12 protein-coding genes are annotated in these 16,825 nt (G+C 74.1%); 10 read left to right on the top strand and 2 right to left on the bottom strand.

All coding sequences use genetic code 11. From position 1 onward, the window contains the following. The first annotated feature begins 422 nt into the window (after positions 1 to 422). From ACSLIC_RS08945 to ACSLIC_RS08915, 7 genes are all read left to right on the top strand, one after another. On the top strand, positions 423 to 1,502 hold the full coding sequence (locus tag ACSLIC_RS08945) for a helix-turn-helix domain-containing protein (protein WP_436737161.1): 1,080 nt from the start codon (positions 423 to 425) through the stop codon (positions 1,500 to 1,502). 693 nt (positions 1,503 to 2,195) lie between these two features. Then, positions 2,196 to 3,185 (top strand): malate dehydrogenase, encoded by a 990-nt coding sequence (locus ACSLIC_RS08940; RefSeq protein WP_436737160.1) that lies wholly within the window; start codon positions 2,196 to 2,198, stop codon positions 3,183 to 3,185. A gap of 651 nt (positions 3,186 to 3,836) precedes the next feature. Beyond that, positions 3,837 to 5,387, top strand: a complete 1,551-nt coding sequence (locus ACSLIC_RS08935; protein ID WP_436737159.1) for an aldehyde dehydrogenase family protein — start codon at positions 3,837 to 3,839, stop codon at positions 5,385 to 5,387. A gap of 200 nt (positions 5,388 to 5,587) precedes the next feature. Next, complete coding sequence (locus tag ACSLIC_RS08930) at positions 5,588 to 7,105, top strand: GMC family oxidoreductase (RefSeq protein ID WP_436737158.1); 1,518 nt, start codon at positions 5,588 to 5,590, stop codon at positions 7,103 to 7,105. After that, complete coding sequence (locus ACSLIC_RS08925) at positions 7,102 to 8,223, top strand: quaternary amine ABC transporter ATP-binding protein (RefSeq protein ID WP_436737157.1); 1,122 nt, start codon at positions 7,102 to 7,104, stop codon at positions 8,221 to 8,223. Before ACSLIC_RS08930 ends, ACSLIC_RS08925 begins: the two co-directional genes overlap by 4 nt. Beyond that, a complete protein-coding gene (locus tag ACSLIC_RS08920; RefSeq protein WP_436737156.1) occupies positions 8,223 to 10,214 on the top strand; it encodes an ABC transporter permease in 1,992 nt (663 codons plus the stop codon). Before ACSLIC_RS08925 ends, ACSLIC_RS08920 begins: the two co-directional genes overlap by 1 nt. A 1-nt stretch (position 10,215) precedes the next feature. Next, positions 10,216 to 11,193: an ABC transporter substrate-binding protein gene (locus ACSLIC_RS08915; protein WP_436737155.1), complete on the top strand. Its 978-nt coding sequence runs from the start codon at positions 10,216 to 10,218 to the stop codon at positions 11,191 to 11,193. A gap of 179 nt (positions 11,194 to 11,372) precedes the next feature. Here ACSLIC_RS08915 and ACSLIC_RS08910 read toward each other — a convergent pair whose 3' ends face one another. Further along, complete coding sequence (locus ACSLIC_RS08910) at positions 11,373 to 12,896, bottom strand: FG-GAP repeat domain-containing protein (protein WP_436737154.1); 1,524 nt, start codon at positions 12,894 to 12,896, stop codon at positions 11,373 to 11,375. 660 nt (positions 12,897 to 13,556) lie between these two features. On the opposite strand from ACSLIC_RS08910, the gene ACSLIC_RS08905 reads away from it, so the two are divergent. Beyond that, positions 13,557 to 13,766, top strand: coding sequence for a hypothetical protein (locus tag ACSLIC_RS08905; RefSeq protein WP_436737153.1), 210 nt, complete (start codon positions 13,557 to 13,559; stop codon positions 13,764 to 13,766). A 109-nt stretch (positions 13,767 to 13,875) separates the two neighbouring features. On the opposite strand, the gene ACSLIC_RS08900 is transcribed toward ACSLIC_RS08905, so the two are convergent. Then, positions 13,876 to 14,406 (bottom strand): carboxymuconolactone decarboxylase family protein, encoded by a 531-nt coding sequence (locus ACSLIC_RS08900; protein WP_436737152.1) that lies wholly within the window; start codon positions 14,404 to 14,406, stop codon positions 13,876 to 13,878. Between the two features lie 117 nt (positions 14,407 to 14,523). On the opposite strand from ACSLIC_RS08900, the gene ACSLIC_RS08895 reads away from it, so the two are divergent. Both ACSLIC_RS08895 and ACSLIC_RS08890 read left to right on the top strand, forming a co-directional pair. Then, the gene (locus ACSLIC_RS08895) at positions 14,524 to 15,945 is read left to right on the top strand and encodes a PLP-dependent aminotransferase family protein (protein WP_436737151.1); all 1,422 of its coding nucleotides are present in this window, start codon (positions 14,524 to 14,526) and stop codon (positions 15,943 to 15,945) included. Between the two features lie 282 nt (positions 15,946 to 16,227). Further along, positions 16,228 to 16,782: a hypothetical protein gene (locus tag ACSLIC_RS08890; RefSeq protein ID WP_436737150.1), complete on the top strand. Its 555-nt coding sequence runs from the start codon at positions 16,228 to 16,230 to the stop codon at positions 16,780 to 16,782. Positions 16,783 to 16,825: the final 43 nt, after the last annotated feature.

The following is a 16,825-nucleotide window of genomic DNA, read 5'->3' as shown; positions in this document are numbered from 1 at the left end:
GCCTCGGTACAGGCTGGGCCAGGCGGCTGGGCGCCTCAAGGCCGGGGGCGGCGCTGTGGCACGGAAGTGACCGTTCCGGCACGGTGTCCCCGTCCCGCGACGAGCGGTGTCCCGGGGGGACGCGTTCCGGTGGGAGACTGTGTGCGTCCCGTGCAGGCGGCGCTCCTCCACCGGGGCGTGCGATGTGCGCGGCGGATGCCTCTGTGCACCCGTGCGCCCCGTGACCGGGAACTGGCATCCTTGCCGCACGCATCCTTGGGGTAGGTCGGAACTCGGCCGCACGACCGGCGGCCAGGCTTCCGGAGGGACCCGTTCCGGGGTGGCCCCGGGGGAAATAGGGTGGAGCGGCGGCACCGGGGGCGGCCGCGCACCGCACGGGGAAGCAGCAGCAAGGCAGGTACGGGGGGAATGGGGGGCACGTCATGGCTCGATGGAAACCACTACCGGAGGAACTCGATCCGCAGGTCCGCGAGTTCGCGGGACAGCTGCGCCGGCTGGTCGACCGCAGCGGGCTGAGCATCGCCGCGGTCTCGGACCGCACCGGGTACAGCAAGACGTCCTGGGAGCGGTATCTCAACGGGCGGCTGCTCGCGCCCAAGCGGGCGATCATCGCCCTGGCCGAGGCGACCGGTACCGACCCGGTCCACCTCACCACCATGTGGGAGCTGGCGGAGCGCGCCTGGAGCCGCTCCGAGATGCGCCACGACATGACCATGGAGGCCATCCGCATCACCCAGGCCCGGGCCGCCCTCGGTGGCTACACACCGCCGCAGGGCATCGACCTCGGGCACCGGGCTCCCAAGGCCGGGGCGCACGCCAAGGTCAACGGCGCGGACGGCCGCGGCGCGCGCGGTGGCGCCCCGGCGGGCGTTCGCGAGGCCCCGCCGATACCCTCCGTGCCCCGCCAACCGGGCCCGCCCGGCGCGCCGGTTCCGCCGGTGCCCCTGCCCGGCCCCGACGCGTCCGGCGGCGCGGGCGGCAAGGGAAGCGCGGGCGGCAAGGGCGGCAAGGGCGGCAAGGGCAAGCGCCTGCCGCTGATCCTCACCGGTGTGGGGGCCGCCGTCGCCCTGATCGCGGCCGGCTTCGCCCTCCCCGACTCCGGCGACGAGCCCGCCCCGCAGCCCACCGCCAAGCCGACCGAGACGGCCCAGCAGCTCCCGGCGGGCGTCAAGTGCGCCGGCGCCGACTGCACGGGGCAGGACCCGGAGGAGATGGGGTGCGCGGGCCAACAGGCCGTCACCAGCGCCACCGCCACCGTCGGCACCACCGTGGTGGAGATCCGCTACAGCAAGACCTGCGAGGCGGCTTGGGCCCGCATCACCCAGGCCGCGGTCGGCGACGAGATCGCCATCGACGTCGGCACCGAGGCCCAGGAGGGCGCCAAGGTCACCACGGCCTTCGACGCCTACACCGCGATGCTCGCCGTCGAGAACCCGGCCGATGCGAAGGCGTGCGCCACCCTGGCCACCGGAACCACGGGGTGCACGACGCCCACACCGTGATCCTCCGGTAGGGCCGGGCGCGAGACAGGGGCGCCCGGCCGGGCGCGCCCGGGCCGCGTGCTCCGGGCGCGCCCCGGCGGCCCGCCACCGTTCTGCGAACCGGGCCCCGTCGAGGCCGGGAGGGCGCGCGCGGGACGTGCGCGGGGCGCGTACATCGCGAACGACGAGTGCGTGCCGCGCGTCCCGCACGTCCACATGTGCCGTACATCCGCGCACGACTGCTGTCCGCGCACGACTGCGCGTCCGCACGACTGCGCGTCCGCACGTCCCGCGTGTGCTGTACGTGCCGCATGTGTGCCGCGTGTGCTGTACGTGCCGCGTGTGTGCCGTGCGTCCCGCACACACACGCGCCTCTCCGGGTGGCCCGGGCAGCCCCGACGGAAGTCACCGGCCGTACGTCCGGGCCCCTGCGCCAGGGGCCCAGGGCGTGGCGGTGGCTCGGCGCGTCAGAGGGCGGCCGACGCGCACGAGCGCCCGCGGGCGGGGAGACTGGCGCGTGAGACCCGCCACAGCACCCGCACCTGGTGCCGCCCCGAGGGCGCGATAGCCTGACCACCGGAACTCTCTTGATACCGAGAGATCGATCATCCAGCGCCGCGCGACCCGGGTGCCGGATGACCGGCCCGGGCCCGGCCCGGTGGGTCCACCGCACCCGGGGTACGCCCCACCGCCCGCTGTCTAACGGAGATCGCCATGACCCGCACTCCCGTGAATGTCACCGTCACCGGCGCGGCCGGCCAGATCGGCTACGCGCTGCTGTTCCGCATCGCCTCCGGCCACCTGCTCGGCGCGGACGTGCCGGTCCGGCTGCGCCTCCTGGAGATCCCGCAGGGTCTCAAGGCCGCCGAGGGCACCGCCATGGAGCTCGACGACTGCGCCTTCCCGCTGCTCCAGGGCATCGAGATCACCGACGACCCGAACGTCGGCTTCGACGGCGCCAACGTCGCGCTGCTGGTCGGCGCCCGCCCCCGCACCAAGGGCATGGAGCGCGGTGACCTGCTGGAGGCCAACGGTGGCATCTTCAAGCCGCAGGGCAAGGCGATCAACGACCACGCCGCGGACGACATCAAGGTCCTGGTCGTCGGCAACCCCGCCAACACCAACGCCCTGATCGCCCAGGCCGCCGCCCCGGACGTACCGGCCGAGCGCTTCACCGCGATGACCCGCCTGGACCACAACCGCGCCCTGTCGCAGCTGGCGAAGAAGACCGGCGCGCAGGTCTCGGATATCAAGAAGCTGACGATCTGGGGCAACCACTCGGCGACCCAGTACCCGGACATCTTCCACGCGGAGATCGCGGGCAAGAACGCCGCCGAGGTCGTCAGCGACGAGCAGTGGCTGGCCGACGACTTCATCCCGACCGTCGCCAAGCGCGGCGCGGCCATCATCGAGGCGCGCGGCGCCTCCTCGGCCGCCTCCGCCGCCAACGCCGCCATCGACCACGTCCACACCTGGGTCAACGGCACCGCCGAGGGCAACTGGACCTCCATGGGCATCCCGTCGGACGGCTCGTACGGCGTCCCCGAGGGCCTCATCTCCTCGTTCCCGGTGACCACCAAGAACGGCACCTACGAGATCGTCCAGGGCCTGGAGATCAACGACTTCTCCCGCGCCCGCATCGACGCCTCGGTCCAGGAGCTGGCCGAGGAGCGCGACGCCGTCCGCGCCCTGGGCCTCCTCTGAGCCACCCCCGGCCTTCCGGCCGCAGACTCCCGTGACCGCGCGAGCGCACCGACCACGCGGTCACGGTGACCCAGAAGCAGCCCCCGACCACCCGCGACCCGGGCGGTCGGGGGCTGCTTCGCGTCCGTACGGACGTCCTCGCAGGGGCGCCTCACCGAGGTCAGGTCCTTCTTGAGCGCGCCCAAGCCGCCGGGGCGCCTCCGCGACCCCGTGCCTCCGCGACCCCGTGCCCGCGTTCGGCCCGTGGTCCCCTCGCGGTCACAGATGGCCTCAAACGCCGGCCGGGCTGGGTGTGGTGGCCCGAGCCGGCCGTCTGCGACCGCGAGGCCGACCGGGCCGAGGCCGCCCGTCAGCCCGGCATGCACGTGAGCTGCCCGTCAGCCCGGCATGCGCGTGAGGCCATCGGCGGCCGGCACGGTCGAGTGAACCGGGGCCAATCCGGCGCGGCCGGCGTTCGAGGCCACCGCCCCCCCCGGCTCGGCTGGCCGAAAAGTGCTGCCCGGCCACCCTCCGCCGGGCCGAGGTGACCGGCGGTAAGGGGCCTTTTGTCCAGGAAAGACGCTGTATGTCGCGCGGTAGTGGTGAGCCATCCCACGATGGCCCCGTCAGCGGCATGGAATCGACGCCGAGGGGCAGGCGCACCGGGCTGCCATGCGGGCAAATGGCAGCGCACCCTTGGATCGAAAGGCAAGACTCGACGTGTCGGCAGAACAGACCATTTACGTGGACGGAACGTGGCGTGCGGCCGCGTCGGGGGCCGTCCGGGAGATCATCGACCCGGCGGACGCCAAGCCGTTCGCGGTGGTCGCCGAGGGCGGGAGCGAGGACGCGGACGCCGCGATCGCCGCCGCCCGCCGCGCCTTCGACCAGGGCCCCTGGCCGCGCACCCCGGTCGCCGAGCGCGCCGCCCTGCTGCGTCGCGTCGCCGACCTGCTGATCCGCGACCGCGAGGAGATCGGCCTGCTGGAGAGCCGCGACGCGGGCAAGACCCTGGAGGAGGGCCGGGTCGACGTCGACTGTGTCGCCGACGCCTTCCGCTACTTCGCCGACCTGGTCGTCGGCGAGGGCGCGGGCCGCGTGGTCGACGCCGGGACCGACGAGGTGCACAGCGTCGTCGTGCACGAGCCGGTCGGTGTCTGCGGACTGATCGCCCCGTGGAACTACCCGCTGCTCCAGGCCAGTTGGAAGGTGGCCCCGGCGCTCGCCGCGGGCAACACCTTCGTCCTCAAGCCCAGCGAGATCACCCCGCTGAGCACCGTCGCCCTGGTCCGTCTGCTCGCCGAGGCGGGCCTGCCCGAGGGCGTCGCCAACCTGGTGACCGGCCCCGGCCACACCGTCGGCGCCCGCTTCGGCACCCACGACGACGTCGACCTGGTCTCCTTCACCGGCGGCCTGGTCAGCGGCACGAAGGTGGCCCAGGCCGCCGCCGCCTCGGTCAAGAAGGTCGCGCTGGAGCTGGGCGGCAAGAACCCGAACGTCGTCTTCGCCGACGCCTGCGCCACCGACGAGGACTTCGACACCGCCGTCGACCAGGCACTCAACGCCGCCTTCATCCACAGCGGCCAGGTCTGCTCCGCCGGTTCGCGCCTCATCATCGAGGAGTCGGTGCGGACACGCTTCGTCACCGAACTCACCCGCCGCGCCCAGCTCATCCGCCTGGGCCGGGGCACCGAGGAGGGCGTCGAGTGCGGCCCCCTCGTCTCCCGGGCCCAGCTGGAGAAGACCCAGGGGTACGTGGCCTCCGCGCTGGAGGAGGGCGCCGTGCTGCGCACCGGCGGCAAGCAGCCCGAGCCCAGCGAGGTCCGCCCGGCCACCGGCTACTTCTACGAGCCGACCGTCCTCGACGGCTGCCACCGCGAGATGCGCGTGGTCCGCGAGGAGGTCTTCGGCCCGGTCCTCACCGTGGAGACCTTCACCACCGAGGACGAGGCCGTCGCGCTCGCCAACGACACCGAGTACGGCCTCGCCGGAGCCGTCTGGACCACCGACGCGGGCCGCGCCCGCCGGGTCGCCGCCCGGCTGCGCCACGGCACCGTCTGGATCAACGACTTCCACCCCTACCTGCCGCAGGCCGAATGGGGCGGCTTCGGGAAGTCCGGCACCGGCCGCGAACTCGGCCCCGCCGGGCTCGCCGAGTACCGGGAGTCCAAGCACGTCTACCAGAACCTCGCGCCCAAGCCGGTGCGCTGGTTCGCGGGCTGACCCCCACCCGCGACCCCCGCCCGGCCGCCGGCACCCTGTCCGGCGGCCGGGCCCGGGCCCCACGGCCCCTTCGGCGCCCCGCCCCACCCGGGACGCCCGCCCCCCACGCAGAGCAACGACCGCAAGCCCCGCAGCACGCGGGCGACCGCACCGGGCGGCGCCCCACCACGCGCAGCACCTTGCAGGCCAAGGAGGAGCACATGCCCACGTACGACTACGTCGTCATCGGCGGCGGCACCGCAGGATCGGTGATCGCCTCCCGGCTGACCGAGAACCCGGACACCACCGTCGCGGTCATCGAGGGCGGCCCCTCCGACGTCGACCGGGCCGACGTGCTCACCCTGCGCCGCTGGATGGGCCTGCTCGGCGGCGACCTCGACTACGACTACCCCACCACCGAGCAGCCGCGCGGCAACAGCCACATCCGGCACAGCCGCGCCAAGGTCCTCGGCGGCTGCTCCTCCCACAACACCCTCATCGCGTTCAAGCCGCTCCCCTCCGACTGGGACGAGTGGGAGACCGCCGGCGCCGAGGGCTGGGGCGCCGTGCAGATGGAGGCGTACTACGCGCGGCTGAAGAACAACATCGTGCCGGTCGACGAGAAGGACCGGAACGCCATCGCGCGGGACTTCGTCGACGCCGCGCAGGGCGCGCTCGGCGTGCCCCACGTCGACGGGTTCAACAAGAAGCCGTTCAGCGAGGGCGTCGGCTTCTTCGACCTGGCGTACCACCCGGAGGACAACAAGCGCTCCTCCGCCTCCGTCGCGTACCTCCACCCCTACCTGGACCGGCCCAACCTCCACCTCATGCTGGAGACCTGGGCGTACCAGCTGGCCTTCGACGGCGACCGCGCCACCGGGGTGCGCGTGCGCACCAAGGACGGCGAGGAGGTCCTGGTCGAGGCCGGCCGCGAGGTGCTGCTCTGCGCCGGCGCCGTCGACTCGCCCCGGCTGCTGCTGCACTCGGGCATCGGCCCCCGCGCCGACCTGGAGAGGCTCGGCATCACGGTCCGCCACGACCTGCCCGGCGTCGGCGAGAACCTGCTCGACCACCCGGAGTCGGTCATCGTCTGGGAGACCGACGGACCCATACCCGAGAACTCGGCGATGGACAGCGACGCCGGTCTCTTCGTCCGCCGCGACCCCGACGGACGCGGCCCGGACCTGATGTTCCACTTCTACCAGATCCCCTTCACCGACAACCCCGAGCGCCTGGGCTACGAACGCCCCGAGCACGGCGTGTCGATGACGCCGAACATCCCCAAGCCGCACAGCCGTGGCCGCCTCTACCTGACCAGCGCCGACCCCGAGGCCAAGCCGGCCCTCGACTTCCGGTACTTCACCGACGAGGACGACTACGACAGCCGGACCCTGGTCGACGGCATCAAGATCGCCCGCCGCATCGCCCGCACCGAGCCGCTGGCGCGCTGGCTCAAGCGCGAGGTCGCCCCCGGCCCGGAGATCACCGACGACGAAGCGCTCAGCGCGTACGCCCGCAAGGTCGCGCACACCGTCTACCACCCCGCCGGAACCTGCCGGATGGGTGCCGAGGAAGACGAACTCGCCGTGGTCACGCCCGAGTTGAAGATCCGCGGGCTTGACAACATCCGCATCGCCGACGCCTCCGTCTTCCCGACGATGCCGGCGGTCAACCCGATGATCGGAGTCCTCATGGTCGGAGAGAAATGCGCCGAGATGCTGGGCGGTGACGCCCGATGAGCGCCACCGCCGCCAGTACCCCGCCGGGCCAGGACCACCCCGGCGGCCAGGACACCCCCGTCTTCTCCGTCCAGCACCTCTGGAAGGTCTTCGGGCCGAAGGCGGAGCGGGTCCCCGCCGACCCGGCGCTCGCCGCCCTCGACCCCGTGGAGCTGCGCGCCGCCACCGGCTGCACCGCCGCCGTCCACGACGTCGGCTTCGACGTCCGCCAGGGCGAGGTCTTCGTCGTCATGGGCCTCTCCGGCTCCGGCAAGTCCACCCTGGTCCGCTGCCTGACCCGGCTCATCGAACCCACCGCGGGCACGCTCTCCATGTACGGCGAGGACGTGCGCGCGATGGACAAGAACCGGCTGCGCGAACTGCGCCGGCGCCGCGCCGCCATGGTCTTCCAGCACTTCGGCCTGCTGCCGCACCGCACCGTCCTCGACAACGTCGCCTACGGCCTGGAGATCCAGGGCGTCCCGCGCGCCGAACGCCGCGCCAAGGCCGCCGAGACCGCCGCCCTGGTGGGCCTCGAAGGGCTGGAGGACCGCCGCCCCGGCCAGCTCTCCGGCGGCCAGCAGCAGCGCGTGGGCCTCGCCCGCGCCCTCGCCGTCGACCCGGAGGTCCTCCTCTTCGACGAGCCGTTCAGCGCGCTCGACCCGCTGATCCGGCGCGACATGCAGGAGGAGGTCAAGCGGCTCCACCAGGAGGAGGGCCGCACCATGGTCTTCATCACCCACGACCTCTCCGAGGCGCTGCGCCTGGGCGACCGGATCGCGCTGATGCGCGACGGCCGCGTCGTCCAGCTCGGCACCCCCGAGGAGATCGTCGGCTCGCCCGCCGACGACTACGTCCGGGACTTCGTCCGCGACGTGCCGCGCGAGCAGGTCCTCACCGTGCGCACCGCGATGCGGCCCGCCACCGGCGACGAGGCCGAGCACGGCCCCGCCCTCGCCCCCGGCGCCACCGTCTCCGAGGCCATCGAGGCCGTCGCCCGCACCGGCGAGAGCGCCCGCGTCGTCGAAGGCGGCCGCTGCCTCGGCATCGTCGACCACCACCGGCTCCTCGGCGTGGTCGCGGGCGCCGCCTCCGGCCCGGCCGGGCCGGAGGCGAAGGCGGGGGAGGCGGTTCTCTGATGGCCGCCACCACCGCTCCGGCCGCCTCCGCCGCCCCGGCCGGCAGTACCGGCGCCGGGCCGCGCGGCCTCGCCCGCCGCCACCCGGCCCTCACCAAGCTGCTGGCCCTCGCGGTCCTCGCCGCCGTCCTGGTGCCGCTCGCCCACGCCCGCTGGGCGTCCGGCAGCTGGCCCGAGGCGCTCACCGTCGACCTCTCCGGACCGCTCGGCTCCGCCAGCGACTGGATCATCGACAACCGCGACAGCCACCCGCTCTTCCTCTACTTCTTCGGCCACGTCTCCGGCGCCGTCGTCCTCTGCGTACGCGCCGTCTACCTGGTGCTGCTCGCGGGGGGCTGGGCCGGGGTCACCGTGGCCGCCGGGCTGATCGCCTGGCGCGTGGCCGGGGTACGACTCGCCGTCACGGCCGCCGCCGCCTTCCTGCTCTGCGGCGTACTGGGCATGTGGGTGCCGACCATGCAGACCCTCGCCCTGATGATCGTCGCGGTCCTCGCCTCGGTGATCCTGGGCGCCCTGCTCGGCATCCCCGCCGGCCTCTCCGACCGGGTCTTCCGCCTGCTGCGGCCGATCCTCGACACGATGCAGGTCCTGCCGGCCTTCGCCTACCTGCTCCCGGTCGTCCTGGTCTTCGGCATCGGCGTGCCCGCCGCCGTGCTGGCCACCGTCGTCTACGCCGCGCCGCCCATGGCCCGGCTCACCGCGCTCGGCCTGCGCGGCGCCGACGCGGGCGTCATGGAGGCCGTCACCTCGCTCGGCGCCACCGCCCGGCAGCGGCTGTTCACCGCCCGCCTGCCGCTGGCCCGCAAGGAGCTGCTGCTCGGCGTCAACCAGACGATCATGCTGGCCCTGTCGATGGCCGTGATCGCCTCCGTCATCGGTGCCGGCGGCCTCGGTGACCGCGTCTACCAGGCACTCGCCTCCGTCGACGTCGGCGCCGCGCTCGCCGCGGGCATCCCCATCGTGCTGCTCGCCGTCGTCCTGGACCGCACCACCGCCGCCGCGGGCCGCCGCCTCGGCGCCGGTCAGGCCCCCTCGGGCGGCCTGACCCCGGCCGTCGGCTGGGCCCTGGCCGCCGTCGCCACCCTCGCCGTGGCGCTCGGCACCCGGTTCGCCTCCGCCCTCGACTGGCCCGCCGGCTGGACCTACGGCATCGCCGGACCGGTCAACGAGGCCGTCGACTGGATGACCGGCCACCTCTACTCCGGGGTGCCCTTCGTCGGCGGCACCGCCGACTGGGCCGGCCACTTCACCACCTGGGTCCTCGACCCGGTCCGCGACGGCCTGACGTGGCTGCCCTGGTGGGGCCTGCTGCTGATCGTCGCCGCCCTCGCCTGGCTCATCGGCACCTGGCGCACCGCACTCACCGCCACCCTGGCGATGGCCGCGATCGGCGTCCTCGGCGTCTGGAGCCCGTCGCTCGACACCCTCTCCCAGGTGCTCGCCGCCGTCGCCGTCACCCTCGTGCTCGGCTTCGCCACCGGAATCGCCGCCGCCCGTTCCCACCGGGTGGAAGCGGCGCTGCGGCCCGTCCTGGACGTCTTCCAGACCATGCCGCAGTTCGTCTACCTGATCCCGGTCGTCGCCCTCTTCGGCGTCGGCCGCGCCCCGGCCGTGGCCGCCGCCGTGGTCTACGCGCTGCCCGCCGTCGTCCGCATCACCACGCAGGGGCTGCGCGGCGTCGACGCCGGAGCCCTGGAGTCGGCCCGCTCGCTCGGTGCCACCAGCGGCCAGCAGATCCGCCAGGTCCAGCTGCCGCTCGCCCGCTCCTCGCTGCTGCTCGCCGTCAACCAGGGCGTCGTCCTGGTCCTCGCCGTCGTCATCATCGGCGGCCTGGTCGGCGGGGGCGCACTCGGCTACGACGTGGTGTTCGGCCTCGCCCAGGGCGACCTCGCCGTCGGCCTCGTCGCCGGTGCCGCGATCGTCTGCCTCGGCCTGATGCTCGACCGCGTCACCCAGCCCACCGAACGCCGCACCACGACGAAGGGAGCCTGACATGAAGCCGGGCCCATCGCGCCGGGCCACCCGCACCGCCGCCGCCCTCACCGCGTCCGGCGCCCTGCTCGCCGTGGCCGGCTGCGGCGCCGCCGACATGACCCAGCAGGCGTCGCCGTACGCGGGCGCCGGGGACGGCAAGTCGGTCACCCTCTCCCTCCAGTCCTGGGTCGGCGCCCAGGCCAACGTCGCCATCGCCCAGTACCTCCTGGAGCACGAACTCGGCTACCGCGTCGACACCGTGCAGATCGACGAGGTCCCGGCCTGGGACGCGCTCAGCCAGGGGCGGGTGGACGCCATCCTGGAGGACTGGGGCCACCCGGAGGAGGAGAAGCGGTACGTCGAGGACAAGAAGACGATCACCGCGGCCGGGGACGTCGGCGTCACCGGCCACATCGGCTGGTTCGTCCCGACGTACTTCGCCGAGAAGCACCCGGACGTCACGGACTGGAAGAACCTCGACAAGTACGCCGACCAGCTCCGCACCCCCGAGAGCGGCGGCAAGGGCCAGCTGATGGACGGCTCGCCGTCCTACGTCACCAACGACAAGGCCCTGGTGAAGAACCTGGACCTGGACTACCAGGTCGTCTTCGCCGGCTCCGAGGCCGCGCAGATCACCCAGATCGAGCAGTTCGCCAAGGACGAGAAGCCCTTCCTGAGCTACTGGTACCAGCCCCAGTGGCTCTTCGAGAAGGTGCCGATGACGGAGGTGGAGCTGCCCGCGTACGAGGAGGGCTGCGACGCGGACCCCGACAAGGTCGCCTGCGCCTACCCCGAGACCCCGCTCCAGAAGTACCTGAACACGGACTTCGCGGAGAACGGCGGCGAGGCCGCGGAGTTCCTGAAGAACTTCGAGTGGACCACCGAGGACCAGAACGAGGTCTCCCTGTGGATCGCCGAAGAGAAGATGGACCCGCAGGAGGCCGCCGAGAAGTGGGTCGAGGCCAACGAGTCCACCTGGAAGAAGTGGCTGCCGTAGCGGCCCCGCCGCCTTCCCGTACCGGAGCGCCCCCGCGGACCCCCCCCGCCGGGGCGCTCCGGCGCGTACGCCCTCGACCGCCCCACGCGCGGCGGACAGGGCCGGGCCCCGGCACGGAGTGGGGCGCCCTCCCCGCGTACGACGGGAAGGGCGCCCCGGAAGCGTCCTGCGGCGGGCGGTCAGCGCAGGAAGCCGCCGAACCGCGCCTCGGTGACGGGCCCGTCCACGTGGCGCGGGCCGAAGGCGGACGCGCCCTCGACCGTCAGCCCCCGGCCGGTACCGCGCAGCGCCCAGACCGCGCCCGCCGCCTCGTTCTCCTCGGCCGAGGAGACGACCAGGTCGCGGTGGCCGTCGCCGTCGGTGTCGAGCAGGACGCAGGCGGCGCCGAACGCGTCGCCGCTCTCCGCGACCCCGGGCACCCCGGCGGTGTTCTGGTGGAGGACCTGGCTGCTCTCACCGGTCACCCCCGAAGCGGTGCCGTGCAGCAGGGCGACCGAACCGGCGTCGGTCAGCCCGCCGAAGTCCTCGCCGCTGATCCCGAGCGCGATCTCGGCGCGGCCGTCGCCGGTCACGTCGGCCACCGCGACGCAGGAGCCGAGGTGGTCGCCCTTCTCCTGGGCGCCGTGGAATCCGGGCAGGCTCTGGTCGAAGGAGTCCTCGCGCCCGGTGAGGCCCGAGGCCGAGCCGTAGGCGACGGTGGCCTTGGCGGTGTCCTCGCCGCTGCCCGTCACCACGTCGTCGTAGCCGTCGCCGTCCACGTCGCCGACGCCGACGGCCGCCCCGTCGCCGCCGCCGCTGATCGGGCCGGCCTCCTGGGCGTTCCGGAAGCCGGTGGCGCTGCCGGTGAACAGGTGGTGGGCCCAGACGCCGTCGCCCTCGTAGAGCCAGGTCACGAGGTCGTCCGAGCCGTCGCCGTTCACGTCGCCGACGGCCTTCGGCTCGACCGGGCCGCCGACCGAGGTCGGGCCGTCCACGCACGAGTCGTCGTCGGCGCAGGACGGGCCGTCGTCGCTCTCGTACCCCCACCACTGGGAGCGGTCGAGGAAGTCGAGCTGCTCGGCGGGGGCGCCCTCGCGGGTGAAGGGGCCCTTGAGGAGGCGGGCCTCCTGGGTGACCGGGTCGTCGCCCGCGAGTTCGGCGGCGCCGAAGAGCGCCAGGTCCGCCTGGCCGTCGCCGTCGAAGTCGCCGACCTGCGGGGCCTGACCGAAGCCGGCCACGGCGGTGGCACCGGTCAGCCCCTTCGGCGAGCCCCACAGGATCACCGCGCCGGGCTTCGCGGTGGCCGAGCCGACCACGAGGTCGCTGTAGCCGTCGCCGTCCAGGTCGCCCTTGGCGAAGGTCTCGCCGAACCGCTGCTTGGCGGTGGCCGCGCCCGGCACCCCGGCCGTCGAGCGGCTCACCACGGTGCCGGGAGCGGGCGCGAGCCCCTTGGCGGAGCCGTAGGTCACCGCGACGTACCCCGCCCCCGCCTTGCCGGAGACGGTGGCGCCGGGGGCGCCGGAGACGAGGTCCGCGTACCCGTCGCCGTTGAAGTCGTCCGCGATCGCGGCCGCGGGCCCGTCCGCCGCGAGCGCCGTGCCCTGGGTCAGGACGGCGGCGCTCAGCCCGCCGGAGACGAGCAGGACCGCCGCGACTCCCGCCGCGGCTCTGCCGGACCGTCCGCGCCGGGTCGTGGGGGTGTCGGGGCGTCGCATCCAGGCCATGCCGTCTTCTTTCGTTTGCTGGTCATGTACATCTACTGTGACGACCCGCCCTCGGGTGAAGTTGCACGCCCCCTGGGATCGTCGAGAGATCTTCACCACCGCCGAACTCGTCCTCCCGGACAAGGTGTTCGTGGATCTGGCGACAGGTGCGGCAGACTGGTCGGCACGTTCGGAGGAGACGGCCCAGGGGAACCACCAGGCGTTCGGTGCTTCCAGCGGCAGCCGACCCCCACCACCCGGTACGCCTCGGCGAAGTCGGCGGCGGTGAAGGTGACCGTACGAGCCCCCTCGGAGCGCTACGTGGACGGGAAGGTCCTGTGCCGGTTGAACTGGTCCCGGCTCGGCATCCAGTGCTGGCCGCAACGGGGGCAGCACCAACGCCAGTTGTCCGGGTCGCCGCGGAGGTACGTCGTGTCCTTCCAGAGGCGGCCGTGAATGCCGCTGTGGCACGTCCGTTCTGGGCAGAGCGGCGGCACAAGGGGGGTGGGTCGGGTCACGGTGAGCATCGGGGCCTCCGCACGGTTGAGGGTCGGCAGAGGGCAACGAGGCGCTGAGGTGACAGGGTGCGGGCGGTGGCCGGGATGCCCTCGAAGGGTGGAGCCCTGGGCGGGCTGCCCGCCGATCAGCGGTTGATCACCGCCCGGGGCTCGGGCAGCGCAGGTGACGGATCACGTCGGGCTGCCCGCCGGATGCCCCGTGCGAGGTGGCTACCGGCTGCTCACCTTCGAAGGTGACGCGGATACGGGCGGCGACCTGGGCTCCCGGCTCGACAGCGAGGGCGGTGGCGACACGGTCGGGCGCCGGGACCGTCTCCGCGCTGACGATCCCGGCGTACTCGCCGGCGGTGTGGACGTGGCCGGTGGGGAGTGAGGTGGCGTACCGCTCCCCGGCTGTACGGGCCAGCGGGACCCGCTCGTTCCCCGCAGAAGGGGGGGAGGGACCACGGGACCTTCCTCAGGGGCGGCCCCCGGCCATGGCCTCAGTGCCCCGACGACCCCGGCACGTAATGCCCCGGCACGTTCCGTGCGGCCACCGAGAGCCGGTTCCAGGCGTTGATGACCGTGATGGCGGCGATCAGGTGGGCCAGTTCCTTCTCGTCGAAGTGTGCGGCGGCCTTGGCGTAGACCCCGTCGGGGACGAAGCCGTCGGTGAGGAGGGTGACGGCCTCGGTCAGTTCGATCGCGGCGATCTCCTTGGCCGTGTAGTAGTGCTTCGACTCCTCCCAGGCGCTGAGCTGGACGATGCGTTCGACGGACTCGCCCATCGCGAGGGCGTCCTTGGTGTGCATGTCGAGGCAGAAGGCGCAGTGGTTGATCTGGGAGGCGCGGATCTTGACCAGTTCGCCGATGACCGGGTCCAGGCCCTTGCGGGCCGCCGCGTCGGCGCGGGCCATCGCGCGGTAGACCTCGGGCGCCAGCTCCGCGACGGAGAGGCGGGGAGCGTGCTCCGGCAGGTAGGCGGTGGGCCCCTCGTCGGAGGAGGCGTCGGTGTGCGCGTTCTCGGTGGTCATGGTGGTGTCTTCCCCGTTCTGCCGGGTCTGCGTCCCCCCGGCTCGGTCCGTCCCTGTTCCTCGTGCTCGTGGCTTCGAGCCTAGGAGCGGGCCAGCCCAGCGGTATGGTCCATTTCCGTGACGCAATCTTGGGCCAATCTGGGGATCGACCTTCATCTGGAGCCGGCCGGGCCGGGGCTGCGGAAGGGGCTCACCGACGCGCTGCGGGACGCCGTGCGGTCGGGGCGGCTCGCCCCCGGCACGCGGCTGCCGTCCTCCCGCACGCTCGCCGCCGATCTCGGGGTCGCGCGCAACACGGTGGCCGACGCCTACGCCGACCTCGTCGCCGAGGGCCATCTCGCCGCGCGCCAGGGCTCCGGGACGCGCGTCGCCGAGCAGGCGGAGCCTGCCTCGACGGTGGTGCGCCGCGAGCGTCCGCCCAGGGTGCCCGAGCGGGCGGGACCGGCGTACGACCTGACCCCGGGCACACCGGATCTGTCCGCCTTCCCCCGCGCGGCCTGGCTGAAGGCGGCGCGGCGTGCGCTGACCAACGCGCCCAACGACGCCTTCGGGTACGGCGATCCGCGCGGGCGGCCGGAGTTGCGGGCGGTGCTCGCCGAGTACCTCGCGCGGGTCCGGGGGGTCGTCGCCGACCCGGAGCGGATCGTGGTCTGCGCGGGGGCGGCGCACGGGCTCAAGCTGGTGGCGGAGGTGCTGGCGGCGCGGTCGGGGCGGCACGCGGGGCCCGCCGCTGTCGCCGTGGAGACGTACGGGCTGCGTTTCCACCGGGAGTGGCTGGAGGCGGAGGGGGCGCAGACGGTTCCGCTGGGCTTCGACGCGGACGGGACCGATCCGGCGGGGCTGGGCGCGGAGCGGGCCGTGCTGCTGACGCCGACGCACCAGTTCCCGATGGGCGGCACGCTCTCCCCGGGGCGGCGGGCGGCCGTGGTCGACTGGGCGCGGCGGACCGGCGGGCTGATCGTCGAGGACGACTACGACGGCGAGTTCCGCCACGACCGGCGGCCGGTCGGCGCCCTGCAAGGGCTCGCCCCGGACCGGGTCGCCTACCTCGGTACCGCCAGCAAGGCGCTCGCCCCCGGACTGCGCCTGGGCTGGCTGGTGCTGCCGCCGGGCCTGGTGGACGAGGTGGCGGCGGCCAAGGGGTACGCCGACACCTGCGGGGCGCCGGACCAGCTGACGCTCGCCGAGTTCCTCGCCTCGGGGGCGTACGACCGGCAGGTGCGGCTGATGCGGCTGCGCTACCGCCGCCGCCGAGACGAGCTGGTGGCCACCCTCGCCCGGCGTGCCCCGTCGGTGCGCGTCGGCGGCATCGCGGCCGGGCTGCACGCCGTGCTGCTGCTGCCGCCCGGCACCGAGAGCGAGGTGCTGCGGTCGGCTGCCTGGCACGGGCTGGGCGTGCAGGGGCTGTCCTGGTTCCGGCATCCGGACGCGGACGGCGCGGGCGGGCCGGTGCCGGAGGGCCTGGTCGTCGGGTACGGGCGTCCGCCGGACCACGCCTGGCGGAGCGCCCTCGAAACGCTCTGCCGGTGCCTGCCCTGAGGCGGGACGCAAGCCGTCCCACCCTCTGTTTCCGGCCGGGGCGGAACCGCGGGCCGTCCTGCGGGGTCCCTTCCAGGAGCGGCGGCGTAGGCTGCGGATAAAGGCGAGATCCGGTCAGGGAGCCCCCGTCAGGGCCCCGTTGGCCGGGTCGGCGCCGCCGGGACGGTGCCGCGTGCGGTGGACGCCAGGTCCGAGCGGCGGCCGGGAAGAAGGTCGGCCCCGGGGGAGGACGCGTGCCCTGGGAGGGGTCGTCGGGGAGACGAACGGGGAGCTGAGACAAGCATGGCCGAGAACATCACCGTGCCCGCCGCGAGGGCACTGGACGCGCCCGTGGCCCGCCCGGCCACGGGCCCGGGCAGCGGCCCGGCCCGGCAGGCACCGCCGGCCGCCGACGAGCGGCCCGCACCGGGCCGCCACCCCGGACCCGGGCCCGGGGAACCACCGGCCACGGGGGAGCGGCGCGAGAAGGCGGCCCGCCGCCGGGTGCGTTCCAGCACCGTCGCGCTGGGCTCGATGGGCGTGCTGGCCGCCGCCCTCGCCGCGTGCGGTTCGGAGCCCGACCGGCGGTGCGTGGACCGCGACAGCTACACGTACACCGGCGGGTACAAGGTGGTCGACTCCAGCCAGTGCCGGAACGGTTCCTCGGGGACGAGCGGCGGGACGGGCGGGGGCGGCACCTCCGGCGGCAGCCGGTACGGCGGCGACCGGGGGTCCAACGCCGACTGGTACTACGGCGGGGACAGCAGGAGCGGGTACGCCAGCGACGGCTCGTTCCACAAGAGCTCGGTCAGCTCCGGCGGCTTCGGCTGCTCGGGGAAGGGCAGCGGCGGCGGCTGACCGGACGCCCCCTCGTAGCAGCCGCCCGCCCGGGGCGCGCGCC

Origin of the sequence: Streptomyces sp. BBFR102 (assembly GCF_051397025.1) — a bacterium.
In the GTDB taxonomy this organism is placed as follows: domain Bacteria; phylum Actinomycetota; class Actinomycetes; order Streptomycetales; family Streptomycetaceae; genus Streptomyces.
This window is presented reverse-complemented; position numbering and strand designations above follow the sequence as displayed.

Bases quoted from the DNA above. Each gene is read 5' to 3' on its own strand.
- ACSLIC_RS08930 (WP_436737158.1), top strand. From the start codon at position 5,588: ATGCCCACGTACGACTACGTCGTCATCGGCGGCGGCACCGCAGGATCG.
- ACSLIC_RS08945 (WP_436737161.1), top strand. From the start codon at position 423: ATGGCTCGATGGAAACCACTACCGGAGGAACTCGATCCGCAGGTCCGC.
- ACSLIC_RS08910 (WP_436737154.1), bottom strand. From the start codon at position 12,896: ATGGCCTGGATGCGACGCCCCGACACCCCCACGACCCGGCGCGGACGG.
- ACSLIC_RS08925 (WP_436737157.1), top strand. From the start codon at position 7,102: ATGAGCGCCACCGCCGCCAGTACCCCGCCGGGCCAGGACCACCCCGGC.
- ACSLIC_RS08900 (WP_436737152.1), bottom strand. From the start codon at position 14,406: ATGACCACCGAGAACGCGCACACCGACGCCTCCTCCGACGAGGGGCCC.
- ACSLIC_RS08940 (WP_436737160.1), top strand. From the start codon at position 2,196: ATGACCCGCACTCCCGTGAATGTCACCGTCACCGGCGCGGCCGGCCAG.
- ACSLIC_RS08915 (WP_436737155.1), top strand. From the start codon at position 10,216: ATGAAGCCGGGCCCATCGCGCCGGGCCACCCGCACCGCCGCCGCCCTC.
- ACSLIC_RS08935 (WP_436737159.1), top strand. From the start codon at position 3,837: ATGCGGGCAAATGGCAGCGCACCCTTGGATCGAAAGGCAAGACTCGAC.
- ACSLIC_RS08920 (WP_436737156.1), top strand. From the start codon at position 8,223: ATGGCCGCCACCACCGCTCCGGCCGCCTCCGCCGCCCCGGCCGGCAGT.
- ACSLIC_RS08890 (WP_436737150.1), top strand. From the start codon at position 16,228: ATGGCCGAGAACATCACCGTGCCCGCCGCGAGGGCACTGGACGCGCCC.